Origin of the sequence: Bacillus sp. FSL K6-1366, from assembly GCF_037976695.1 — a bacterium.
Lineage (GTDB): Bacteria > Bacillota > Bacilli > Bacillales > Bacillaceae > Bacillus > Bacillus subtilis.
The window spans coordinates 2,659,216-2,682,283 of sequence record NZ_CP150268.1 but is presented as its reverse complement, the minus strand read 5'-3'; the positions used below and the strand labels follow the sequence as shown (position 1 = coordinate 2,682,283).

Genomic DNA, 23,068 nt, shown 5'->3' with positions numbered 1-23,068 from the left:
TCCTTTATAGTTCATTCATCATCATCTCGTTTTCCAGTTCTTCTAAAAATTGATCAGCTGTTTTGATATCGTTGCGGTAGGGCAAATAGCAAACGTGGAACGTAAGCGACACATACTTTCCATTTTCCAGCTGATATGTATCCAATTGTTTCTTCAGCTTAGTCAGAACTGCCGGCATATGTTCAGCAGGCGTGTGCGTCAGCACGATCCCGATACGCTCATCAGAGGGACGGAATTTCTTATCCGTTTCCCGAACGCTTGTCCTGATTTGCTGACTGACATATTGGAAGAGGCGGTCCGTTTCTTTTTCACCGTACAAAGACTTAAACTCTTTGAAATAATGCATATGCAGCAGCAAAAAAACAAAAGAATTGCCATAGCGCTCCGCCCGCTTGATTTCTTCTGAAAGCTCCAGCCTCATCCTTTGCTTGTTATCAAAACCGGTCACTCTGTCAACAGCAACATAGCTTTTAATTTCGGATTGAAGCCGTGTTATTGAGCGCCGAAGCTCTGCTGTAATATCGTGGATTCTTCCAGAAATAAAAGAAAACAGCAAAAGCGCGATTCCCCACACAACAAGCATTCGCAGCCCTTCCTCAGCCGGAAAGAGCGATGTCTGTCCAGTCTGGAAAAACATCATTAAGGTGCCGAGAACAAAGAGTACGATTAAGGTCACTGCCAGCGCGTAAATCGGGCCGAACCAGATGCCTGCGGCGATGACGCCAAATGTGATGCAAAGGATCAGAGCACCTTCTGATTGCTGGGCTGACACATAATAAATAAACAAAGACAGGGCCGCGATGAGCCCTGAAAAATAAGCAAATAATTTTTGTGATTCACTGAATGATATTTTCATTAAAAAGCTTCCTTTCGGCTAACAGCGGCAGCAGATTGTCAAATGAATGCGTCTGAGTGCCGCTCATATAGCCTCCATAATACGATTTCACCGGATCATGAATTTCAAAGTCATTCATTCTGTCATATATGGCTTTGATGACAGAACTGTTTTCATGCTGTTTTGTCAAAAACAATACGGCTAAGGCATATACGGATGGAGACTCATATTGGACGGCAGGCTCCTTCGTATCTGCCGAATACCGCCCGTACAGCTTTCCGTTTTTCTGAAATTCCTGCTTGATCCAGTCCGCTAAAACAGATGCTTTTTCATCCCCTTCCGGCAAATGCCAAGCAGCGTAAAGCTGATCAATCAGGTTGATTTCACTATCATATGTGTATTCCTTCGTCTCCGAGCTGTATGTCTTCGGCAGAAAGCCATTTTTTAAAGGAGCTGAATAGAGAACATTGGCATTCCGCTGTTCTGTGTCTTCGTCTATGATTCCATTCTTCTTTAAGACAGCTAAGGCGTCAGGCATGACGTATGAAAGCGTCACATCCTTTGAAGCGGCCTGTGAGTCGTAATAGTCTGTAAATAACCCATTGTTCATATTGTATGTCTTCAAAGACGTGCCGATATCCCTAGCCATTTGCGCGTAGTCGCTGCGGCCCCATTTTGCGGCGGCTTGGTCAAGAGACAGCATAATTCTCATATCATCTATCAGCGCATTCGTCCCGCTCGCTTGGCCATTTTGAATCTTCCACGTCACCAAGTGATTGCTCATCAGAAATGAATCAGTCAGATGCTGATATTGATCCTGGAAATGCGGTGCGTCATTTTTGCTGAGCAGAAACTCCATCCACAGGCCGAGAGATTCCGACAAGTAAGAAGGCTGGTCTGAAAAATCGGTTTTAATCAGCCCTTGGTCATTCATTAAATTGTGATAGATGAAATATTCCGCCGGCTGGAGCGGGCTGGCATTCACTTCTGTCGCCGACTGATTTTGGGTCTTGTTTCCAGCTTCAGCACACCCTGCGGAAAGTCCGATAGATAAGAAGAATAAGATGACAGCAATTAGTACATGCCTCACAGGCAAATCCCCCTTTGTCGCCTGAAGCAAATCAGACGCTCACAAATAGTTATAGACGAAAATATGACTGCCATGTTACAAAGTACATTTACTATAAAAGAAAAAAATGCAGATTGCTAGCTTTTTTTCCCCTTTTTGAACATTAAGAAAACAGGACCTAAGTCCACTAAAAAACCTGTGCGATAGGCACAGGTTTTTTTATTATTTATCCAAACCGAGTTTTTTCAGCTGTTCTGCCAGCGCGTTGTTAATCGGCTCATCTTTATTTTGTTTTTTCATATAAGAGGATACGTCCCGTTTGGTAGCACGCGCTTTGTCTTTGTTTTTTCGTTTTTCAAATACAGAGAGCTTTTCACGGTGACCGCACACACACGCAAAGGTTTGGCCCTCGCCTTGGCCGCGAAGCTCCATTCTTTTATGGCAATTTGGGCAGCGGGCGTTTGTTTTTCGGGCAATCGTTTTTCTGCTTCCGCATTCACGATCTTGGCACACGAGCATCGTCCCGCGTTTGCCGTTTACTTTCAGCATCATTTTGCCGCATTCCGGACATGCCGTTCCCGTAATGTTGTCATGTCGGAAGGTTTGGCTGCTGTTTTTGATTTCTTTTACCGTTTGGTGAGCGTAAGCCTTCATATCTTTAATAAAAACAGCCGATTTCAATTTGCCGGCCGCGATCGCAGACAGCTTTTGCTCCCATTCTGCTGTTAAGGCCGGTGATTTCAGATCCTCCGGAACAAGCTGCAGGAGCTGTTTTCCTTTAGATGTGATAAAAATATCTTGGCCTTTTTTCTCGATTAAAAAGCTGTTGAACAGTTTTTCAATAATGTCGGCACGCGTTGCCACCGTGCCGAGGCCGCCTGTTTCTCCAAGCGTTTTGACGAGGCCTTTTTCTTCTCCCTGCATAAACGCGCTTGGGTTTTCCATCGCTGACAGCAAGGTTCCTTCATTAAAGCGGGCAGGCGGCTTCGTTTGGCCGCTTGTTTCCGTTAACGTGCGGACGGCAAGTGTGTCGCCTTTTTGAAGCGCAGGAAGTGTCTGATCTCTGTCATCCTCCTGCTCATCATCCTCATCCGCCATATCATAAACGGCTTTCCACCCTTGCGACTGCACGGTTTTGCCTTTCGCCGTAAAGGTTTCTCCGCCGATTTCTGCGATGACCTTTGTTTCCTCATATTCGAATGCAGGCATTAATACAGCCAGGAAACGTTTCGCAATCAGGTCATACAGCTTTCGTTCTTTATCACTCAGACTGCTGAGAACGAGCGGCTCTTCGGTCGGGATAATCGCGTGGTGGTCTGACACCTTCGCGTCATTGACATATCCTTTATGAGATTTAATGCCGCGTTTTTTAATTTGGCTGACATATTGGGCATACGGTTTTACTTCCATGCCTTCCAGACGGTCTTTTAACGTCGGGACGATGTCACTGGATAAAAATCTAGAGTCCGTCCGCGGATATGTGACGAGCTTATGCTGCTCATATAGCTTCTGCAGGACAGAAAGCGTTTCTTTGGCAGAAAAACCGAAGCGCTTGTGGGCGTCACGCTGGAGCTCCGTTAAATCATAAAGCGCAGGCGCAAAGCTTTTTTTCGCTGTTTTTTTCAGCTCAGCTACGACCGCTTGCTTTCCTTCGAGGTTTTTTAGCAAACGGCTTGTTACATCTTGATTGAACGTTCTCGTCTGCTTTGATTTCTTATCCTGCCACGTCAGCGTCATGCCGTCGACTGCAGCACGGATGCCGTAATACGGAACGGGCGTAAACGCCTGAATGTCTGCCTCGCGCTTTGCAATCATGGCAAGCGTCGGAGTCTGCACACGCCCGCATGAGAGCTGGGCATTGAATTTTGTGGTAAGTGCACGGGTGGCGTTGATCCCCACAATCCAATCCGCTTCCGCTCTGGCGACGGCAGAATGGTACAGGTTTTCATATTCTTTGCCGCTGCGCAGCTTTTGAAAACCTTCCTTGATCGCTTTATCCGTCACAGATGAAATCCACAGCCGCTTGATTGGTTTTCGGACATTCGCTTTCTCAATGATCCAGCGCGCAACAAGCTCACCTTCCCGGCCTGCGTCAGTCGCGATGACAATCTGATTGACGTCTTTACGGGTAAGCTGGGATTTGACTGCATTGAACTGCTTTCCGGTTTTTTTTATCACCACAAGCTTCAAGGGTTCTGGGATAATCGGCAGATCCTCTAGGCGCCATGATTGAAATTCTTTTCCGTAGCCTTCCGGATCAGCAAGCGTCACCAAATGGCCTAAAGCCCAGGTCACAATATATTGATCGCCTTCGAGATAACCGTTTCCTTTTTTATGGCACTTCAGCACCCGGGCTAAATCCCGGCCGACTGAAGGTTTTTCAGCTAATACAACTGTTTTTGACATGCTTGATCACTTCTCTTTCTTTCGCGCTCATCCTGTTATTATAACAGACTTCACGCGGCACTCTCTAACCGCGCCCGTTTTTCGTGTCAATTTCTGAGAAAATGACGTGAGTGACGGTTTGCGCGTAGGGCGATGTTTTGTTAATGAAATCTTCTACCGCTTCGAGGCTTTCGGCATTGATTTTCAGCATATAGCAGGCTGCACCTGCAATCCGGTAGCAAAATTCAATATTCGGCAATGTTTGAATATAGCTTTTGAACCGCTCGTAATCCGCGTTTTTAACGGTTGCTTCCACAATACAGGAAACGGGAAGCCCAAGTTTTTTCTGGTCGACCTCCAGCGTGTATTGCTTGATGATGCCAAACGATTCAAGCTGCCTTACCCGTTCTGTCACAGATGGAGGCGACAGCTTAATTTTTCTGCCTAATTCCCTCATCGACAAACGGCTGTCCTTCTTCAGCTCCTCAATGATATTCAGATCAATCTGGTCAAGTTTCATTTCAACATCCTTCTTTTTTGATTTTGTACACATTATCTCGGGTATTTTTGTAAATGACAAGTACAGTTCCCTAGAAAAGGCATGTAAAAATGAATGTTTTCCGAACATTTTTTGAAAGCTGTCATATGCCCCTCCGGATTGTTTATAGTATAAAATGAAAACGTGTCCACAAGGAGGGCGATTTATGCTGCACACGCCGATCGGAAGACTTCGCACGATGGGTTTTATTGAAGGAATGTCACTCTTAATCCTGTTGTTCATCGCTATGCCGCTTAAATATTGGGCAGGCCTTCCGCTTGCGGTGACAATTGTCGGTTCGGTTCACGGCGGGTTGTTCATTTTGTATTTGCTTGTCTTGGCTTATGCAACCTTCTCTGTCAAATGGCCGCTGAAATGGTCAGCTGCCGGCTTCGTCGCTGCTTTCGTCCCATTCGGAAATTTTTTGTACGACCGCGGATTAAGGAAATATAAATAAGGGAATGCAAAAAAGGCTGGATCTTTATGATCCAGCCTTTCTTATTAAAACCACTTTGTCAGCCACGCGATATAGTAGGCCCCCGGAATAAACATGAGCTGGGCGAGGAGTGTGCCCGCCACCCTTGATGTGACCATTGTGATAGAGGTCCATTTTAAATAGAGATAGCTTCGTTTTCCTTTTGCCACATCATCAGCTAGAACGGATACTTTAGGATCAACAAAAATGGCCAGCAGCATCGTCGCAATTCCGTTGATCAAACCCGAAGCCATGACGGCTGTCGTGCTGCGCTCCGGCGCCAGAAGGCCTGCGTATAAAGCCGAAAGCACGCCAATCGTATAAATCGATGTGATCAGCATGTTGATGACAAACAAACGCTTCGGAATCAAGCGCATATGAAATCCTTTTACATATGAAATGGACGGCAGACGCAAATAGGAAAGGGCATTTTTGAATCCTTGTTTCGAGAATCCCTTTCGGAATACTTGAAAAACGGAGCCGCCGCCGCCCGCCAAGTGAATAATCGCCCGTGAAAAAAGAGCGACAAAAGACGGGAGCAGGATAATGCCCAAAATGGTGCCGACTGTCGATCCGAAAATTAAAAAGCGGAACTGCTCCCCTACAATCGCCAGTGCGTTTTTTCCAGCAGCATCAATTAAATGCCCAGTAAAGGGCTGCTGCACCATGTTCGACATTCTGGATACGATGACCATGACATTAAACAGAGAAAGCGCGGACGCAATAAATCCAACGCGGGCCCCAGAAAGCCTTGTAGCATAGGCTAAGGTTTCTATCGAGTGAATCAGCAATAAAAAACAAAAAATAAAAAGTACTTGTGTTGTAATGACATGCACGTTATTCTTCCTCCAATTTCATCCTAGAGATAAGACTGGAAAGAAGACAAGGAGGTTTCAGTACGATGTGTTTTTTGCAATAAAAAAACCGTCCGGCGTACGCCGGGCGGTTTGTCTTATTCTTTTCTATACGCAAATAAAGATTATATCATCCACCAAGTCAGGCGGGTTAGATTCATAAAGCATTGTTCCGAAGAATCATTCTGGAAAGTAAACACCATGGAAATTTCTTGAACACAAGACAACGAAAGCCCTACCTCTCAATCGTCACTGCGGCTCCGAAGCCGCGCCGGTGTGAATTGTAAAACAAAAAAGTCTTTTTTCCATCTCATCGTTAGGGGCGATTTGTTATGAAGGAAAAGAATAAGGGCAACTGGTTATGCTGCTTGGGAAGCGGTAAGCTTCTCTCTCAAAACAGAAAAAAGAAGTTTACTTTCTTTTTTATTTGCTTATTTTTCTTACTAGCTATTCATAATAACATATCGCCCCTGAAAACACAAATTTTTTATAGTTCGAGTGAGACCGGTGTTTTCTCCCCGGCATTCATTAATCTGATATCCTCCGGTTCAATTTCAAGAATCACCAGATTCGGATCATCCTTGCCGTCAAACCAGCGCTCTAATTTGGAACTCCATATTTTGTCCTTGAGTTCTGCCGAATTGTTGATTTTGGCTTTTCCGGCAACTTCGACATATGCGTCGCCAAAACCTTCACAATCATAGCCTAATAAAATGTGGACATTGGGGTTGTTCTCAATTTCTTCTGCTTTATGAGTTTCCTTGCTTGTCGGTGTGTAAATCGTCAGCCCGTCATGGAAAAAAGTCATGTAGCGGGAATGCGGTTTGCCCTTTTGAACTGTTGCGAGCGAACCTACTTTATGGTGATCTAGAACATCAAGCACTTTTTGTTTAATGTCTTGCTGATTCATCTCGAATCACTCCTTTTTAACGTCTCCGCTGTTACTTTTCCACATCCGGGGAAGATTTAAACAAGAAAGTGTGCTCTTTATTTTTCGCCTTCCCATTCACGCTTTAACAGACTGTAGTAGACGAGGTCGTGATGCATGCCGTTTACGTATAAGCCATCCCGTGCCCTTCCTTCCTCTAGAAACCCGATCCGCTCCGGAACCGCTCTGCTTTTTTCGTTTCCGACAGCCGCACAGATCGCCACACGATTCAGCTCAAGCTCTTCAAAAGCATACGTAATGAGTTTTCGGCAGGCAGCTGTAATAATGCCTTTCCCTTCAAATTCTTTGGCAATCCAATATCCGATTTCCGCCTTACGATTCACTTGATCAAGGTTATGCAGGCTGATCATGCCGCATAGGCTGCCGTCATAAAGGAGACCCGCCTCAATGCCGTTCAGGTCGGCATACTGGCGCCGCCAATCTGGAATGATTGTTTCTCGGTACGTGTCAGCGCTGCTTGGATTTTCCGCAAAAAACAGCCACTTGCCAAGCCGCTGCTGATTTTGGATAATGAGTTCGGCCAGCCGCTCCGCATCCTTCGGCTCCAATAATCGGATGGTGATGTGCTCATTTACCTTGCAAGTGAACATTGCCTCGCCCTCTTTCCTTTTTTAACCATTATAGCGATGATTCTGTTTTTTTCAATACAAAAAGGATGGGCTGTTAAGCCCATCCTTATATTCTTGGATCGGTAAAGATATCATGTTTATCCGTACTCGTCGATGACATTTCCGTCACGACGGCACCTTCTTCCCCGGCCTGGAACCAATGCTTTGTGTTTGGTGGAATCGTGTATTGCCCGCCCGGTTCTAGCTCAATTTCGTGCCAGACCGTATAGTGTTCTCTGTCTTCCTGAGGAGGGAGAACTTTTGGAAGCGGCGTTTTTTCTCCTTCTACGTAAAGATACACTTTTCCGTAGCGGCAGCGGAAGGTCTCCTGCTTACCTTCCTGGCCGTCGACCGGCGGATGGCGGTGTTCCGGGCAAGTCTGTCCCGGAAACAGCACCAATTCCTTTGAACAATAACGGTCTGTATTGACGTAGACGAAGAGCTGGAGCCCGACTTTTCTTTCTTTTCCTAAGCCGTAATCCATCAGCTGGATTTGGTCTACTTCCTCGTCCGTTAATACAATCCCTGCTTTTTGATAGTAGCTGTTCACTTCTTCTTTCGTGATGCCCATATGTCTCACTCCCTCTTATGTCGTCACAAAGTTTCCGCCGTTGACATGCAGGGTCTGTCCTGTCATGTAAGAGGACTCATCTGATGCCAGGAGCACATAACAGCCGACGTGCTCAACAGGCTGTCCAGGACGGCCCATCGGCGTATCTTGCCCAAATTGAGCAACTGTTTCTTCAGGGAACGTAGCTGGGATTAGTGGCGTCCAGATTGGACCCGGCGCGACTGCATTTACACGGATGCCATCTTTAACAAGCGCCTGCGCCATTGTTCTTGTAAAGGCGTTGATCGCCCCTTTTGTCGCTGTATAATCAATCAGTGTCGGGTTCCCTACGTACGGGTTGATGGATGTCGTATTGATGATGGCGCTGCCCGGTTTCAGGTAATCAATTGCTTTTTTAGTCAAATAAAATTGAGAATAAAAATTTGTTTTGAATGTGCGGTGAAGCTGTTCGCTCGTAATATCTTTGATGCTTTCCTTCGGATGCTGTTCACCTGCATTGTTGACAAGGATGTCAAGGCCGCCTAGTTCCTTGACCGTTTTTTCAACCGCTTCATTGCAGAATTCCTCTTCACCTACGTCACCAGCAATCAGCAGGCATTTTACGCCTTCTTGTTCAACACGTTTCTTCGTCTCCTCAGCGTCTTCATGCTCATCCTTATACACAATGGCGATGTCTGCGCCTTCCTTTGCGTAAGCGACGGAAACCGCGCGTCCGATCCCGCTGTCGCCGCCTGTAATAAGAGCTACTTTTCCTTTTAATTTGTCTGCTCCTTTATAATCCTCGTACTCATACACCGGACTTGGATTCATTTCGCTTTCAATTCCCGGCTGGCGACTTTGAGTTTGTGCCGGCAGTTCTTTTGGATAATTTGCCATGATGATTCTCCTCCTTTGTTTTCATGTCTATTTGTTGTGTACCTCACACACTCTTTGGATAAACATGGCTTGGCACCTTCGCATTGCTTTATCAGAAAAATGTTTCACATGGAACGCTTGGAGGAAATAACTCAAAAAGGGGGTTGGTTGCTGAATGATTAACATGCTTTCTAGAAGATTCAGCAGGCCAAAGGGCGTCATCGGCATGATTGCCGGGTACATCATGGCTGCTGAAAATCAAACACTGAATCAGTGGACAATCAATCAGCTGGGTATCACGCGCGGGGACAGCATTTTAGAAGTCGGGTTTGGCCCGGGATACTGCATGCAGCAGATGCTGAAACGCGAGAAGGATGTTCATCTTCATGGGATTGATGTGTCAGAGGCCATGCTGAAGCTGGCCGCCCGCAGAGTGAAACCAAAGGGCGTACGCCTGATACAAGGAAGCATCGAGACATTTCCTCTCCCCGCCTCGTTTTATGATAAAGTGATTTCCGTTAACAACTACACCATTTGGAATGACCAAACAAAAGGCATGAAACAGATTTATCGGGCATTAAAGCCAGGCGGCAAAGCAGCCATTACGATGCAGCCGCGGGAAGCGGATGCCAGTCCTGAGAAAACCAAATCATTTGGAAGACAGATGATTGCTGACTTTAAAGCAGCCGGCTTCGAAGACATTGATATAAAATTTAAGAACATTAAGCCTGAGCTTTCCGTCTGTGCAACTGCAAAGAAGCCCGCCACATAAAGTGGGCGGGCTTCTTTTTTATGAATGTACAGCCTGATTGCGCAGGACGTCTTTTTTCACCTTGCCAAGGTTGTTTTTCGGCAGTTCGTTAACAAATTCAACTTCAGGTATTTTGTAAGCGGACAGGCGTTCTTTACAAAATGCAATGACATCCTCTGCCGTGATGCGCTGGCCGCCATTTTTCACGATAAAAGCTTTCGGTTTTTCACCGTAAAGCGGGTCTGGAATACCGACCACAGCCGTTTCAAGGATTCCCGGGATCTGCTGGATAACTTCTTCAACCTGATCAGGATAGACGTTATCGCCTCCGTAAATAATGACATCCTTGTAGCGTCCCGTGATGAAAATAAAGCCATCTTCATCTACATATCCTGAATCTCCGGTTCTAAACCATCCATTTTGCAGCACTTTCGCTGTTGCTTCAGGATTGTCTTCATAGCCTTTAAATAAGAATGGAGTATGAACAACGATTTCGCCGATTTCTCCTTGAGGAAGTTCTTCTCCGGTCAGAGGATCTTCCACTTTGACTTTAACACCTGCCACAGGTTTTCCTGCAGATGCCGCTTTATCCATTCCCATATCAGGCGTCCATGTGCTGATGCCCCAAGCCTCAGTACTTCCATAGCCATGCGCGAGCGGAATGCCAATATCAAGATAGCGGCGGATTAGGCTGCTCGGCACTTTTGTTCCGCCTGTCATTAAAATAACAAGTGAAGATAAGTCAGTTTGGTGCTTTTCCCACGCCTCAAGCAAATACGTGTAAAACACAGGAAGAGCCATCACGGTCTGAATTTTCTCTTCTTCAATGACCTTCAGCATGTGAACAGGATCTTGATCCTCTGTAAACACAAAGGTTGTTTCTGCAAATGTTCCAAGCATGATGCAAATGAGCGCACTCGTATGATAAATCGGATGGCATGCAAGAAAACGAAGGCCCTTCATACGTGCTATTGAGCTGTTGGATTTTTTAACGTATCTGTATATGCCGCCATGTGTAATCATGCATCTTTTCGGGTTTCCCGTTGTTCCAGATGTAAACATCAGAAGTGCTGTATCATCAGGTGAAACCATTTCCGTCTCTGGCAAATGATCAGGACCTGCAAACAGCGCTTCAAATTCAGCAGATGTTTCGTAAGCTGTTCCTGTTTCCATTGTTACACACAGTGAGGACAATTCAGGAAGAACTTCATCTAGTGTCTCTTTAAACTCCGCTCCGTAAAACATTGCTTTCGGTTCACTTGCTTTTAAAATGCCTGTCATTTCATATGGTTTCAGCTGCCAGCTGACAGGTACGACAACAGCACCTATTTCAAGTGCGGCGAACATAACAGTTGATGCGGGATGGCCGTTTTTACAAAGCAATGCAACACGGTCGCCCTTTTGAATTCCTTTTTGAAGCATGGCATTCGCCAGCTGATTAATCCGTTTACGGTAACCTTTATATGTCAGTGTATGGTCTCCGCTTTTTACAGCCTCTATTTCTTCGCTATTCGGCATGTCATGCAGAATCAGATGCTGTAATGTTTCCATATCGTCATCTCCTATATTCTCTTGAATCTTCAATAATTTGTTAGATTTTCTTCCTTACCTCACCCATTTTAACCCAAAAAAGATAACTTGTAAAACTATTTCATTTTGGAATTATTCCAATACTGAATGATAAAATAGTCCCACATTTTCTTATTTTGTTCCCCATCCACAGAAAAACACACGCCAAATTTTTGACGTGTGCCATGCAGGTTTACAGTATGTTTTTTTCTTTCATCCATGTGAAAAATATGCGGTTTAACCGCTGATACAATTCTTGTTCTCCTTCTTCCTGAAACCCCGCCATGCTTTCTCCGCTCTCGATAATTGCCGAGCTGATCGCGCTTAAAATCTCCGAGCCTTCAGCAGATAATGAGCTAGGCGCCATCATGACGAGAATGCGTGTCATCCTGAGGGTATTTCCGTCCATGCCATCCACTTCATAGGAGGTGCTGAGATCAAACATTTTGAAAAAAGGCAGGACGATTTCATCATTTTTGAGATGATAAAGCGCCATGTTTGTTCCGGGGATTCCCAATCCCCCTTGTTTCTCCCGCTCAGCCAGGCAAACCGCGGCTTTTTCCGGATCACGGATCAGGCCATCCTTCTTCAGCTGTTGAAAAAGCTCTAGCAGAAGCATGCTATGGTCCGGGTTTGTTTTGAGTTGAGCTAGCGTAAAATGGCGCAGAACATCTTGGATAACTTCCATATACCGCCCTATGCTTTCCGCCGCCTCTAGCATGTCAGGTACATCAGCTTGCTGCGCCTCTTCCTTCGGGCTTCTTTTTTTGTTAAGAATAAGGGGAATCTTCCGCTTGATATACTGCTTGACCTGGTTTGCGTCTTCCTCATTTAATAGCGGGCTGACCATGATGTAATCAATGTTTTCATAAGGAATCGGTACAGTGGACACAATCATATCATAGGCTTGAACATCCTTCCCCTTTAGCTCGATCAGGGATGACATATCAAACGATTCAATTTCCGGCAGCTCTTTTTTCAGTCTGGAGGCAAGCATTTTCGAGGAGCCGATCCCGCTTGAGCAGACGACAAGCGCTTTCACTTTTGCTTCTTCTTTTTTGATTTCAAGAGCCGAGCCAAAGTGAAGAACGATAAAAGCGATTTCATCATCAGAAAAGGACATGCCCGGAAAATACTTTTCGACGCCTTCTTCGATCGCCATATAAAGCAGAAAATAATCGCGCTTGATCTGTTCCTTCATCGGATTGTATATCTCAATATTTTCTTTTATGCGGCTGACGGCCGGCTCCAAATGGGCAATCAAGCCTTCATATAAAGAGTAGTTTTTCGTCAGATCCATTCTGATTTTGTCTGAAATAAAAGCAATGAGCCGCTTTGTTTGCAGGGCTGTTTCCAGCTCAATTTCCTGCACTTTGTATTCTGTTTTGTATTTTCGATTGGCGCTTCGAAGGTGGATTGTAATATAGCCGACCTCCGCCTCTGGAATCGTCACGCCGAAGGCACGTTCAAGCTCGCCCGCGATTTCAAGAGCGGAGCTGTATTCCTTCGCATTCTTCAGTTCCTCAAGCTCATTTTGCTCCATGGTGATAGTTTCCCCAAGCTTAATTCGTTCGATAGCATACGTCAGATGGACGACGAGCGCTATATAGGAGCTGTCGGACAATGAAAAAGCGATTTTTTCTTTGAGCTGAAATAAGATGCGCTCCATTTTTAACAGCTCACCTTTGCTGACAACCCCGAACATTTTCTCTGAAGAATCGGTTTTTCCTTTGATGTTTAATTCAACCGCTTCCAAAAACATTTGGATGTCGAGACGGTTCACAATCAAGTTGCCGACAATTTTCCGTTTCGCATTCTCCGGCCCTATAAGCTGGATGCCAAAACCTCTTTTGCGGATCAGTGTCAGTCCGAAGGGAGAAATCCACTTCTCGAGCTCATCTAAGTCATAGCTGACCGTGGCATTCGTCACCTGGAGATCATGAGCAAGCGTGTACAGTTTGACGGGCTCCTGAGACTCTAATAACGAACAAAGAATGAGCAGTTTCCGTTCGTCGGCGCTGTATTCATGCTGTTCATATGATAAATCAGTAAGCAGCTTTTGTTTATCTTCGGGACTTCCCACTGCTTTCAAACCTTTACCGGGCTGTTTATCTAACGTAAGCCCCACGGTTTCCATCAGCGGTTTAATTGATTTGAGTTCCCTGTGAATGGTTCTCGTGCTGACTTGCATCAGCTCAGCAAGCTCAGTTACGGTTATATATCTGTTTTGTAATAATAAGTGCTTTAACAGCTTTTGTTCTCTGGCAGTCATATACATAAAAAAGACCTCCTAGCCAATCTTGATGTGCGGATGAAGTCGCAAGGAGATGCAGTAGAGGATATAGAGAGGTTTCCTTTTAATATAAAACGCTTTCAAGAAAGAATCAATCACTTATAAATGGTAATTTGGCACTAAGCGGTGTGACAATATTGAAAAAGCATCAGCTGGTAAGCTGATGCTTTTTATGGAATATCGTAACCCTGTACGGCTGTAAAAATGCGGAACCATTGATCCTGGTCAAGCTTGTATGACAACGCATTTATCGCGGCGGAAATCCGCTCGCGCTTTCCGCTTCCGACAATCGGCATGATGCCGGCCGGATGCGTATACAGCCATGCATACATGACCTCGTCCAATGAAGCGGCGCCGATTTCCCCTTGGACGGATTCAAGCGCCGTGCGGACACGCCGGTCTTTTTCCGTGTCACCAGTGAAAACTTTGCCGCATGCCAGAGGCGACCAAGCCATCGGCGGAATCCGTTTTTCCTGGCACAGGTTCAAAGTGCCGTCGAGCATATTTTCTAATTCGTATGCGGAAAGCTCAATCTGGTTGGTTACGAGCTTCTCAGGCAAATATGATTCCAGCATCCGATACTGGTGATCTTTAAAATTTGAAACGCCAAAGTACCTGACCTTGCCAGAGCATTTCAAGGCCTGAAACGCCTCTGCTACCCCCTCCGGATCCATGAGCGGGTCCGGTCTGTGAATCAAAAGCATATCGATATAATCCGTCCTAAGGTTCATAAGCGATTGCTCAACGGATGCCAAAATATGCGATTTGCTTGTGTTATAATGATGCGATCTGTGAGCGGGCCGTTCAGGCGATTCAAGAACGATACCGCATTTTGTGACCAACTCTATGTTTTCTCTTAATCCAGGTGAAAGGGCAAGGGCGTTTCCAAACAACTTTTCGCACGTATAGCCTCCATAAATATCCGCATGATCAAAGGTCGTGATGCCGTGATCGATACACCATTCAATGAGGCTTAGAAGTTCAGCATCTGAATAGTTCCATTCATTCAGCCGCCAAAGCCCGTGTATGACTCTTGAAAATTGAAGATCCTCCGCCAATTGAATACGCTGCATGCAAAATCCCTCTTTTCTTTGTATAAACCGGGTTTTGCCCCTTACTAGTTCATTCGGCCTCAGATCCTCTTTTTCCTTTCGCTCCTTTTAAAAAGACATTTTAATTCGATTGAAATTGCTTTTTCGCTTTCTCAACGACATAGTGGCTGCCGCCGCGGTCCTGCACATTTTGGATCATCATGGCGACAAGCAGGTCTTTGTTTTTGTAATCATAGCCGACAAACCAGCCATTTTCCGTGCCGTCTTTATCATCTTTTGATGTTTTCAGCTCGGCTGTTCCTGTTTTCCCGGCCACTGTGATTCCTTTCACGACAGGCTGATACGCTGACCCGCGCTCATCTTCCACAACGCCTTTCAGACCTTTTGTAATGTCTGCCGCTCCTTCCTTGGTGACCACTTGCTTGTGCCAAACATCAGCTGTTTGTGAATCTTTTTTGATCAGCGTCGGTTTGACAAGGTCTCCATTGTCAACAAATGGCGTGTAAGCAGTTGCCAAGTGAAGCGGAGACATTTGCATTTGCCCTTGTCCGTAGCCTGTATCCGCAAGCAAAATGTCTGAATCAAGCTTGTCATTTGCAATAGACGATTTCTGGATCGGGAATTCGTACGGAACGTCCTCTGAAAAACCGAATGTCTTCAAGCCTTTTGTGAAGGTGTCCGCTCCCATATCAAGCGCATTCTGGGCAAAATAAATATTGTCTGACGTAATAAGGGCGTTTTCCAAATCGACTTGTTGAAGTCTCTCAGACACACGTGTCACTGAATAGCCGCCCCAGCTCGAATCTTTTTGCCACTCCTTGCCTTTGATTGTTTTCTTCTCATCGGCTTTAAGGGTGCCGTTTTTGATTCCAATAGCAGCCGCAATCGGTTTAATGGTAGAACCTGGCGCGTATGTCTTATTGAATTTCGCTGAAAACGGGTTGTTTTTATCTTTGTTTAGCTTTTTCCATTCCTTATCGCTCCAGCCGAAAATAAATCCGTTTGGATCGTAGGAAGGCGCGCTGACAAGGGCGAGTGTTTCGCCTGTCTTCGGCTGCAGCGCAACTGCCGCCCCGCTGTCATCCTTCAGTTCATCATACAGCTTCGTTTGCGTTTTGATATCAATTGTGAGGTGAAGATCCTCGCCGTCCTTTGCTTTCTTTTCAGCGATGACTTCCCCGGTTTGCGGCACGTAGATTTTCCAGCCAGTTGTGCCTCTTAGCTTGCCTTCATACACATTTTCAAGTCCGGCGATACCGATGTTAGACGTATCGCTGTACGTTCCTTCTTTCTTTTTCTTCAGTTCTTCCGCTGTAATGGCGCGGACATAGCCTGTCAAATGGGCTGTCTTTTCGCCATACGGATAGTAGCGGGAGCTGACATTCGTTCTTGTTACGCCTTGTAATGACGTCGCTTCTGAAACTAACTTCTCCTGGTCAGGCTTGACCTTTTTGAGCGGCACAAACGAATCGTCTTTTACCCAGCCTTGATCCAGCTTTTTCTTGATGTCGTCTTCAGTCAAATCAAATTTTTTGGCGAGTTCTTTTATAACTTTCTCTTTTTTATCGCCAAGCTCTCCGGGAACAATTCCAATTTCCGGAACATCTGTATTGACAGCTAAACCTTTTCCATTTTTATCGTAAATTTGGCCTCGTTTCGGTTCAATGCTCATAATTTGCACGGTTTTGTCGTCAGCCAGCTGCTTGAAAATAAACGATGGGTCCCAATCTATATTCCATGACTCCTCGTCATCTGTTTTTTCTAATTTCAGCACAGCAGTATTCTTGAAGCTGACTTTGCCGGCATTTGTGTTCATGCTGACTTTATACGGGATATGTTTCATCGTCTTGTTGTCTTGATCGTCCTTATCTACTTCTCCCGCAGTGACTTTCAATTTTTTTACGCCGGCCTGCTCATAGATGGCTTTATACCTGTTGACGAAATCTTTTTTGGAGATTTCTTTTTTGACATCTTTAGTCAGGCTTTGATACATGTCATCGAATTGCTGATCGTTCCACTGTTTCACGAATGCTTCCATGCGATCCTCTGGTGAATCTGTTTTGGAGCATCCGATTAACCCAATCAATCCGACGCATAGAAATACTAGTAGAATACACTTTTTTAACATGACTTTCCCCTGCCTTCCACTTGTTATTTTCTCTTAATTGAATTGGTGCGTGCAAGATTTTTTTGAAAATGAAGGAAAAGTTCACCGATTTTGCAGAAATCTCCTATCGTTTGCTGTAGACTATTTGAAAAGACAGAAAGAAGGGATAGCATGGTCAGGGAGGCAGCAATGCTTCACATTAAAGAAGGCCTTGAACAAGAGTTTGAGGATGCATTCCGGCAAGCGGCGCCGATTATTTCCGGCATGAAGGGCTATATCACGCACTCGTTATCAAAATGCATGGAGGAAACGCATAAATATCTGCTTCTTGTGGAGTGGGAAACACTTGAGGACCATACGGAAGGCTTTCGCGGTTCTTCAGAGTATCAAGAGTGGAAAGCCTTGCTTCATCGGTTCTATACCCCGTTCCCGACGGTCGAGCATTTTCAGGATGTGTAATAGATTTATATAATATGAAGTGTAAAACCGATAAGGGAGACAGACCATACAAAAACGGCGGTATAAATATTAAAAGCGCCTGAGCCGTCATTTTCTTTTTTGCGTTCTTCAAGCCCCTGCATAAACATGACCGCACCAAGAAAGACGAGCATGACCGATTGGATAACAGAGGTGTGTTCCGTATAGTTAAAAGCAATAAGCGCCAGTATAATAATGATAACCGCAAAAGACATTTTAAAAATCCGAAACAAAAGGACCATCCTTCCTTATATACGAAATATTGAACGTTATGGCTATATTTGCCTACGCCCTCCATTATTCTAGCGCACTTTGTTTGTCTGTAGAACAGAAGACAGAGAATTTTAAGTTTCTTTTAATATTTCGATCACACATAAAAAACGCGCCTGTCATGAGGCGCGTTTTCTATGAAACTGATAATTCTTTATAGCCTAGCTTGTGAACGGCTTCAGCCATCGCTTGATAGCCTTTGCTGTTCGGATGGACACCGTCAAAGGACAGATATTCCTGTTCTTTGCCTTTGAAGATGCTATAGGCATCCGCGATTTTGACATGGGGTGCTGATGCAAGTGTTTCTAAATGTGAATTAAACGAAGTGATCCATTTGCCGGCGATATCAATTTCGGGAAACGGATTGTATAAGTTGAACACACGAATGGCGTACGGGGAAGGATTTTCTCCTTTAATCTCGGCGACTTTGGCAATCATCTTTTCAAAATTCTCATGGCAATGGGCGGATACACGGCTGAAAATCGTTTCATCCTTAGAGGTTTGGTAGGCTAAGACCGAATCGATGAGATCGTTTCCGCACCCTGTGATCGTTATCATATCAGCATCTCGAATACATTTTTGCACATAGGGATATGACAGGAGTCCCAAAATCTCTTCTGTATTCAGACCTGATCTGGCAAATATGTTTATTGCCGTTCTTGTTTTCAAGTCAGCTTCCATCATGTCCCCAAAACGCTGGACGAAGCCGGGTGAAAACAGCCCGGAGCCTCTCCCTGTCGTCAAGGAATCGCCCAGAGCTGTATATCGAAGCACCATGTTCTTTCCTCCACTCTTGAACGTCGATACGTTAATGTACGCAGCAGAGAAAAGATTGGCTACTTATGTATATCCTATTTTTCTTGAAATCTGTAAAGCGGCGTCCTTCACCTTTTCTGTTAAATAGGGCAGCCTGTCTTCTGTAAATCTTGCTTCAAAGCCTGCAATGCTAATGCCGGCTGCCACCTGGCGCTCATGGTTAAAGATCGGGGCGCCGATCGCCGCCGTATAGTTTTCGAGCTCTGAATAGCTGACAGTATAGCCATTTTGCACAGAGGCATCAATCTCCTGAAGCAGTTTTTCGGGATCGGTAATCGTTCCGGAGCCAATCGAAATGAGCTCGGTTTGTTTGATGTATGCTTCGATTTCTTCACGGGGAAGAAAGGACAGAATGCTTCTGGCGCACGCTCCCGCGTATAGGGGGGAACGCCTGCCGATCGCCGTATACAGCCGCACAGTCTGTGTCCCTTCTATTTTCTCAACGTATATCGCTTCATTGCCGTCCCTCATGATCAACTGCACGGCCTCATCCACTTCCCGGCACAGCTCTTCCATCACCGGTTTCGCTATTTTTCTGATATCCAGCCTGTCAGCGACAAGCTGTCCGAATTCCAAAAACACCAATCCCAGCGAATAAGCGCCGGACGCATCCCGACTGAGGAACCCCATTTCCTCCAAGGAGCTGACCATCCGGTGAACAGAGGTCTTCGGCATTCCCGTCAGCGACACCAGTTCACTTAAGGTTAGGCTTGGTTTATGCAAAAACAAATTAAGCAGCGCCATAGATTTGACTACTGTTTTATTTTTATTCTGCATCATTCATCCCCTTTGCTATGTCAGCCATTCCATCTTCATTCTCGTTTTCAGTTCTTTTATATGCTGTTCCCGTTCTACCGCAAGCGCTTCTGCCTCCTGGAGGGACACAGGCTCAAACTGAACGTGCTCGCCCGGCATGATTTGGGAAACAATCGGAAGATCAGCGGATATGATGTGCGCGATCCTCGGATAGCCGCCAGTCGTCTGCCGGTCTGCAAGCAGGATAATCGGGTTGCCGTCAGGCGGCACCTGAACTGTTCCGAATGAAACCGCTTCCGACACCATCTCAAGCGGGGCCTTCAGTTCGAGCGGTTCTCCTTTGAGCCTGTAGCCCATACGGTCGGACTGCGGCGTGACACGAAATGCTTCTTCATAAAAACGCGTTTTTGATTCTTCTGTGAAAAAGGCAAATTGCTTTCCTTCCAGCACCCGAATGACGGGATTCTTCTTCAATGGCAGAAATCTGCCGCGGCTGACTGACCACTTCGGTGCTGCAAATCCCTGTTTTCCAAGCTGCGAACTTAAGCGAGAAAGGATGGTTTGCGAAAGAGCTGACATCTCTCCAATGTTCAGTTCATCTTCTTTTTGAAGCGCTCTGCCATGAAGTCCGCCAATGCTTCCTCTGACGTATGTGCTTTTACTTTCCATGACGGCAGGCACCTCAATGCCGCCAGCTGCCGCCAAATAAGCACGGCTGCCGAGTTTGCAGGGGCCAAAGCTGACCGTGCTGTTTTCCTTGATGAGCACAGGCTTCCATAAAGGCGCTTCCTCGTCATTAATACGCAGCGTGAAGTCCGCCCCTGTCACAGCAATCAGTGTCTGTTTTGAAAAATGAAACGACGGACCGGGCCCCATCATCGTTATTTCGAGACCTGCTTCATTTTCGCCGTTTCCTATCAACAGATTGGCAATGCGCAGTGAAACCGTGTCCATAGCGCCGCTGGCCAGAACGCCGTATTTTTGGTAACCCGTTCTGCCTATATCCTGAACCGTTGTGAGCAGTCCGGGCTTTAATACTTTCATGCTCAATTGGACTCCTCCTTATAGGCGTGATAGTCTTTTTCTGAGATGCGAACGAATTTCACAATATCTCCCGCCCGCAGCAATGTCGGCGGGTTTTCCTGCGGCCGGAAAAGAGCCAGCGGCGTTTTGCCGATCAGCTGCCAGCCGCCCGGCGTTGAAATCGGATAAACGCCTGTCTGCAATCCCGCAATACCGACCGAACCTGCGGGAATCGACGGTCTTGGCGATGATTTTCTCGGAGCTGCAATGCGTTTTGACATCCCGCCTAGAAAAGGAAAACCGGGCGCGAAGCCAAGCATATACACCACATATTCACCGTTTGTATGAATGTCGATTACTTCCTCCGGTGACAGTTGATTGATCTTCGCCACCTCTTCTAAATCCGGACCGAATTCACCGCCATAGCAAACGGGAATTTCTACAATACGGCGGTTGACCTCATAGTCTTCGGCTATTTCTGCCAGCCGCTCTTCGACATCGCGCTTGACACTCTCAAAAGGTGAGCTTATGCCTTGAGGCAAATGCTTGTACACTTCATACATATCATAAAATACGGTTAGACTTGTAAAAGCCGGGATACATTCAATGAATCCCGGAAATGGCTGTTCTTCTATATAAGCGGCCGCGGCATGGACAATGCCGTTGACCTGTTCATTGATTTCTTCTCCGAATCGGATCATCATTGCAGAATCACCGAGCTGTTCGATTTGATATCGTACAGTCATCTTTCTCACCTCTTTTATTTCTCGTTCATCAGGATGACGAGAGGTTACAGCACCGCAAGCGACTCGTCTCGAATATCTGTGATGAGCATATGCCCCGGCGCATGTGTGATGACCATTTCAGGTTTTACATTCATAGCCACGGCTTGCGGTGTCACTCCGCATGCCCAAAAAACAGGAACCTCGCCTTCTCGAATGGAAACGGCATCTCCGAAATCCGGTTTCCCGAGATCGCGAATCCCGATTGCTCCCGGATTGCCGATATGGATCGGCCCTCCGTGCACAGCCGGAAAACGCGAGGTCACTTGTGCGGCACGTACAGCCAGCCGTTCAGGAACCGGCCTCATGCTGACAACCATCTGTCCGTGAAACGCCCCCGCCGGAACACAATCGATATTCGTTTTATACATCGAGACGTTTGTCCCCTCATCAATATGCCGGACAGCTATCCCATTATTGATCAGTGCCTGTTCAAAGGAGAAACTGCATCCGATCAGAAAGCCGACAAAATCGTCCTCCCAGTATGGCGTAATATCAGATACTTCTTCCGTTAGGATACCGTGCCTGTAAATACGGTATTTCGGAAAGTCCGTTCTGATATCAGCATCCGGCGCAGCCAGAGACGGCACAGGCGAACCTGCTTCAGTCACATCCAGCACGGGGCAGGGCTTTTGATTTCGCTGGCAAAACAGCAGAAAATCAAACGCAAGGTCCTTTTTCAAAACCACAAGATTCGCTTGGGCGTAGCCGCCGGACATGCCTGCGGTCGGCCCGTTTATTTTCCCCTCTCGTATCAGGGCGCGTACATCCTTCGGCGCCATTTTGTTTAATTGCTCCACTTATATCAGCTCCACAATTGAGGAAGTTGTGTACATAACGTGTAGATTCCCATAACTGCCATTACAATCACTACAAGCGCGCCTGTGCTTGTCAGCCAAAGCGGATGCTTATAATCACCGACAATGTTTTTCTTGTAGGCGGCAACAAGCAGCGTTCCGAGCGCAATCGGCAGAATTAAGCCGTTCAGTGAACCGACAAGGACGAGGATCTTCGCAGGCTGGCCGATTGTGACAAAAGCTAACGTAGAAACCACAATAAATCCGATAATAATACCACGTGAATTCTTTTCAATTTTTGGAGAAAAGGTCTTGAAAAATGAAACAGATGTATAGGCTGCTCCAATAACAGACGTAATCGCCGCAGACCACATGATCAATCCGAAAATTTTATAACCAACATTTCCAGCAGCCAGCTTGAAGACAGAAGCCGCCGGGTTGCTTTCATCGATGTGCAGGCCTTTCGATACAACGCCTAGAACCGCAAGAAAAAGAGCGATACGCATGACAGATGTAATTAAAATGCCGACAACCGAGCTTTTTGTCACCTGCGGAATGGATTCCTTCCCTTTAATTCCGGCATCAAGCAAACGGTGTCCCCCGGCAAATGTGATATAACCGCCGACGGTTCCGCCCACTAGGGTGACAATGGCAAATATGCTGATGTGTTCCGGTACGAATGTATTTGCGACTGCCTGTCCGACCGGAGGAGCTGTCGTCGCCGCAACGTAGACCGTTAAAATAATCATCACGAACCCCGCGATTTGCGTAAAACGGTCCATCGCTTTTCCTGCTTCCTTGATGACAAAAATCAAAATGGCGATAACAGCACTGATTAAAGCGCCTGTTTCAGGTGTAATGCCGAACAGCACCTGAAGTCCCAGCCCGGCCCCTCCGATATTCCCAATATTAAAAGCTAGTCCGCCAAGCACGACGAGAATGGCGATGAAATACCCCAGTCCGGGAAGCACCATATTCGCAATTTCCTGACCTCGTTTTCCAGAAACTGCGATGATGCGCCACACATTGGTTTGGGCGAAAATATCTAAAATAATAGAGATTAAGATGACAAAACCGAAGCTTGCTGCGAGTGTGTTTGTGAATGTTGCGGTTTGGGTGAGGAAACCCGGTCCGATTGCTGATGTCGCCATTAAAAAGGCGGCGCCCATCAGCAATGACCAGCTGCCCGCTTTTTTTCCTGCTGTCTTTTTCTGCTGCTCCATCTATTGTTCCTCC

23 protein-coding genes are annotated in these 23,068 nt (G+C 46.1%); 3 read left to right on the top strand and 20 right to left on the bottom strand.

What is annotated here, in order from left to right:
• Positions 1-4: 4 nt before the first annotated feature.
• From epsK to lrpC, 4 genes are all read right to left on the bottom strand, one after another.
• Entirely contained in the window at positions 5-856 is an 852-nt protein-coding gene (gene epsK, locus MHI44_RS14015; RefSeq protein ID WP_086343469.1) for a cyclic-di-GMP receptor EpsK, read from the bottom strand.
• The gene (locus tag MHI44_RS14010) at positions 837-1,925 is read right to left on the bottom strand and encodes a lipoprotein YdaJ (RefSeq protein ID WP_080528936.1); all 1,089 of its coding nucleotides are present in this window, start codon (positions 1,923-1,925) and stop codon (positions 837-839) included. The genes epsK and MHI44_RS14010 overlap by 20 nt, the downstream gene beginning before the upstream one ends.
• A 201-nt stretch (positions 1,926-2,126) precedes the next feature.
• Positions 2,127-4,310, bottom strand: a complete 2,184-nt coding sequence (locus MHI44_RS14005) for a DNA topoisomerase III (RefSeq protein WP_076458431.1) — start codon at positions 4,308-4,310, stop codon at positions 2,127-2,129.
• A gap of 64 nt (positions 4,311-4,374) precedes the next feature.
• Positions 4,375-4,809 carry a transcriptional regulator LrpC gene (lrpC, locus tag MHI44_RS14000; RefSeq protein WP_003246585.1) on the bottom strand — a complete coding sequence of 145 codons (435 nt, stop codon included), beginning with the start codon at positions 4,807-4,809 and terminating at the stop codon, positions 4,375-4,377.
• Between the two features lie 184 nt (positions 4,810-4,993).
• Between lrpC and MHI44_RS13995 the strand changes: the two genes are divergently transcribed.
• Positions 4,994-5,284, top strand: a complete 291-nt coding sequence (locus tag MHI44_RS13995) for a DUF3817 domain-containing protein (RefSeq protein ID WP_015252794.1) — start codon at positions 4,994-4,996, stop codon at positions 5,282-5,284.
• A gap of 44 nt (positions 5,285-5,328) precedes the next feature.
• On the opposite strand, the gene amj is transcribed toward MHI44_RS13995, so the two are convergent.
• The 5 genes from amj to MHI44_RS13970 form a co-directional block, all read right to left on the bottom strand.
• Positions 5,329-6,138, bottom strand: a complete 810-nt coding sequence (gene amj / locus MHI44_RS13990) for a lipid II flippase Amj (protein WP_032722918.1) — start codon at positions 6,136-6,138, stop codon at positions 5,329-5,331.
• 505 nt (positions 6,139-6,643) lie between these two features.
• Entirely contained in the window at positions 6,644-7,066 is a 423-nt protein-coding gene (locus MHI44_RS13985) for a pyridoxamine 5'-phosphate oxidase family protein (RefSeq protein WP_003234396.1), read from the bottom strand.
• 77 nt (positions 7,067-7,143) lie between these two features.
• Positions 7,144-7,695: a GNAT family protein gene (locus tag MHI44_RS13980; RefSeq protein WP_061891248.1), complete on the bottom strand. Its 552-nt coding sequence runs from the start codon at positions 7,693-7,695 to the stop codon at positions 7,144-7,146.
• 85 nt (positions 7,696-7,780) lie between these two features.
• Positions 7,781-8,284, bottom strand: a complete 504-nt coding sequence (gene lyxE / locus MHI44_RS13975) for a D-lyxose ketol-isomerase (RefSeq protein ID WP_003234400.1) — start codon at positions 8,282-8,284, stop codon at positions 7,781-7,783.
• Between the two features lie 15 nt (positions 8,285-8,299).
• The gene (locus tag MHI44_RS13970) at positions 8,300-9,160 is read right to left on the bottom strand and encodes an SDR family oxidoreductase (RefSeq protein ID WP_003246648.1); all 861 of its coding nucleotides are present in this window, start codon (positions 9,158-9,160) and stop codon (positions 8,300-8,302) included.
• A gap of 154 nt (positions 9,161-9,314) precedes the next feature.
• On the opposite strand from MHI44_RS13970, the gene MHI44_RS13965 reads away from it, so the two are divergent.
• Positions 9,315-9,911, top strand: coding sequence for a class I SAM-dependent methyltransferase (locus MHI44_RS13965; RefSeq protein WP_029317310.1), 597 nt, complete (start codon positions 9,315-9,317; stop codon positions 9,909-9,911).
• Positions 9,912-9,929: 18 nt separating this feature from the next.
• On the opposite strand, the gene MHI44_RS13960 is transcribed toward MHI44_RS13965, so the two are convergent.
• The 4 genes from MHI44_RS13960 to pbpC all read right to left on the bottom strand — a co-directional run bounded on the left by MHI44_RS13960 (position 9,930) and on the right by pbpC (position 16,932).
• Positions 9,930-11,441 (bottom strand): class I adenylate-forming enzyme family protein, encoded by a 1,512-nt coding sequence (locus tag MHI44_RS13960; protein WP_167407863.1) that lies wholly within the window; start codon positions 11,439-11,441, stop codon positions 9,930-9,932.
• 211 nt (positions 11,442-11,652) lie between these two features.
• The gene (gene mtlR, locus MHI44_RS13955; protein ID WP_339202172.1) at positions 11,653-13,737 is read right to left on the bottom strand and encodes a mannitol operon transcriptional activator MtlR; all 2,085 of its coding nucleotides are present in this window, start codon (positions 13,735-13,737) and stop codon (positions 11,653-11,655) included.
• A 185-nt stretch (positions 13,738-13,922) separates the two neighbouring features.
• Positions 13,923-14,825 (bottom strand): aldo/keto reductase family oxidoreductase, encoded by a 903-nt coding sequence (locus tag MHI44_RS13950; protein WP_167407861.1) that lies wholly within the window; start codon positions 14,823-14,825, stop codon positions 13,923-13,925.
• A gap of 100 nt (positions 14,826-14,925) precedes the next feature.
• On the bottom strand, positions 14,926-16,932 hold the full coding sequence (gene pbpC, locus MHI44_RS13945; RefSeq protein WP_159376653.1) for a penicillin-binding protein 3: 2,007 nt from the start codon (positions 16,930-16,932) through the stop codon (positions 14,926-14,928).
• A 150-nt stretch (positions 16,933-17,082) separates the two neighbouring features.
• Here pbpC and MHI44_RS13940 point away from each other — a divergent pair, with 150 nt between their 5' ends.
• Positions 17,083-17,370 (top strand): antibiotic biosynthesis monooxygenase, encoded by a 288-nt coding sequence (locus MHI44_RS13940; RefSeq protein ID WP_003234413.1) that lies wholly within the window; start codon positions 17,083-17,085, stop codon positions 17,368-17,370.
• Between the two features lie 5 nt (positions 17,371-17,375).
• Here MHI44_RS13940 and MHI44_RS13935 read toward each other — a convergent pair whose 3' ends face one another.
• From MHI44_RS13935 to MHI44_RS13905, 7 genes are all read right to left on the bottom strand, one after another.
• Positions 17,376-17,621: a YczI family protein gene (locus MHI44_RS13935; protein WP_003240256.1), complete on the bottom strand. Its 246-nt coding sequence runs from the start codon at positions 17,619-17,621 to the stop codon at positions 17,376-17,378.
• A gap of 172 nt (positions 17,622-17,793) precedes the next feature.
• Positions 17,794-18,435, bottom strand: coding sequence for a spore germination lipase LipC (gene lipC / locus MHI44_RS13930; protein WP_003234415.1), 642 nt, complete (start codon positions 18,433-18,435; stop codon positions 17,794-17,796).
• A 63-nt stretch (positions 18,436-18,498) separates the two neighbouring features.
• Positions 18,499-19,251 (bottom strand): IclR family transcriptional regulator, encoded by a 753-nt coding sequence (locus MHI44_RS13925; protein ID WP_003246517.1) that lies wholly within the window; start codon positions 19,249-19,251, stop codon positions 18,499-18,501.
• Positions 19,252-19,266: 15 nt separating this feature from the next.
• Positions 19,267-20,274 (bottom strand): 5-oxoprolinase subunit PxpC, encoded by a 1,008-nt coding sequence (gene pxpC / locus MHI44_RS13920; protein WP_003234419.1) that lies wholly within the window; start codon positions 20,272-20,274, stop codon positions 19,267-19,269.
• Between the two features lie 2 nt (positions 20,275-20,276).
• On the bottom strand, positions 20,277-20,999 hold the full coding sequence (gene pxpB, locus MHI44_RS13915; RefSeq protein ID WP_003234420.1) for a 5-oxoprolinase subunit B: 723 nt from the start codon (positions 20,997-20,999) through the stop codon (positions 20,277-20,279).
• A 44-nt stretch (positions 21,000-21,043) separates the two neighbouring features.
• Entirely contained in the window at positions 21,044-21,817 is a 774-nt protein-coding gene (locus MHI44_RS13910) for a putative hydro-lyase (protein WP_080480998.1), read from the bottom strand.
• A gap of 23 nt (positions 21,818-21,840) precedes the next feature.
• The gene (locus MHI44_RS13905; RefSeq protein ID WP_003234422.1) at positions 21,841-23,055 is read right to left on the bottom strand and encodes an NRAMP family divalent metal transporter; all 1,215 of its coding nucleotides are present in this window, start codon (positions 23,053-23,055) and stop codon (positions 21,841-21,843) included.
• Positions 23,056-23,068 lie beyond the last annotated feature (13 nt).

Coding starts and splice junctions, on each gene's coding strand:
- epsK (WP_086343469.1), bottom strand. CDS start 856: ATGAAAATATCATTCAGTGAATCACAAAAATTATTTGCTTATTTTTCA.
- MHI44_RS14005 (WP_076458431.1), bottom strand. CDS start 4,310: ATGTCAAAAACAGTTGTATTAGCTGAAAAACCTTCAGTCGGCCGGGAT.
- lrpC (WP_003246585.1), bottom strand. CDS start 4,809: ATGAAACTTGACCAGATTGATCTGAATATCATTGAGGAGCTGAAGAAG.
- MHI44_RS13995 (WP_015252794.1), top strand. CDS start 4,994: ATGCTGCACACGCCGATCGGAAGACTTCGCACGATGGGTTTTATTGAA.
- MHI44_RS13985 (WP_003234396.1), bottom strand. CDS start 7,066: ATGAATCAGCAAGACATTAAACAAAAAGTGCTTGATGTTCTAGATCAC.
- MHI44_RS13980 (WP_061891248.1), bottom strand. CDS start 7,695: ATGTTCACTTGCAAGGTAAATGAGCACATCACCATCCGATTATTGGAG.
- lyxE (WP_003234400.1), bottom strand. CDS start 8,284: ATGGGCATCACGAAAGAAGAAGTGAACAGCTACTATCAAAAAGCAGGG.
- MHI44_RS13970 (WP_003246648.1), bottom strand. CDS start 9,160: ATGGCAAATTATCCAAAAGAACTGCCGGCACAAACTCAAAGTCGCCAG.
- MHI44_RS13965 (WP_029317310.1), top strand. CDS start 9,315: ATGATTAACATGCTTTCTAGAAGATTCAGCAGGCCAAAGGGCGTCATC.
- MHI44_RS13960 (WP_167407863.1), bottom strand. CDS start 11,441: ATGGAAACATTACAGCATCTGATTCTGCATGACATGCCGAATAGCGAA.
- mtlR (WP_339202172.1), bottom strand. CDS start 13,737: ATGTATATGACTGCCAGAGAACAAAAGCTGTTAAAGCACTTATTATTA.
- MHI44_RS13950 (WP_167407861.1), bottom strand. CDS start 14,825: ATGCAGCGTATTCAATTGGCGGAGGATCTTCAATTTTCAAGAGTCATA.
- pbpC (WP_159376653.1), bottom strand. CDS start 16,932: ATGTTAAAAAAGTGTATTCTACTAGTATTTCTATGCGTCGGATTGATT.
- MHI44_RS13940 (WP_003234413.1), top strand. CDS start 17,083: ATGGTCAGGGAGGCAGCAATGCTTCACATTAAAGAAGGCCTTGAACAA.
- lipC (WP_003234415.1), bottom strand. CDS start 18,435: ATGGTGCTTCGATATACAGCTCTGGGCGATTCCTTGACGACAGGGAGA.
- MHI44_RS13925 (WP_003246517.1), bottom strand. CDS start 19,251: ATGCAGAATAAAAATAAAACAGTAGTCAAATCTATGGCGCTGCTTAAT.
- pxpC (WP_003234419.1), bottom strand. CDS start 20,274: ATGAAAGTATTAAAGCCCGGACTGCTCACAACGGTTCAGGATATAGGC.
- pxpB (WP_003234420.1), bottom strand. CDS start 20,999: ATGACTGTACGATATCAAATCGAACAGCTCGGTGATTCTGCAATGATG.
- MHI44_RS13910 (WP_080480998.1), bottom strand. CDS start 21,817: ATGGCGCCGAAGGATGTACGCGCCCTGATACGAGAGGGGAAAATAAAC.
- MHI44_RS13905 (WP_003234422.1), bottom strand. CDS start 23,055: ATGGAGCAGCAGAAAAAGACAGCAGGAAAAAAAGCGGGCAGCTGGTCA.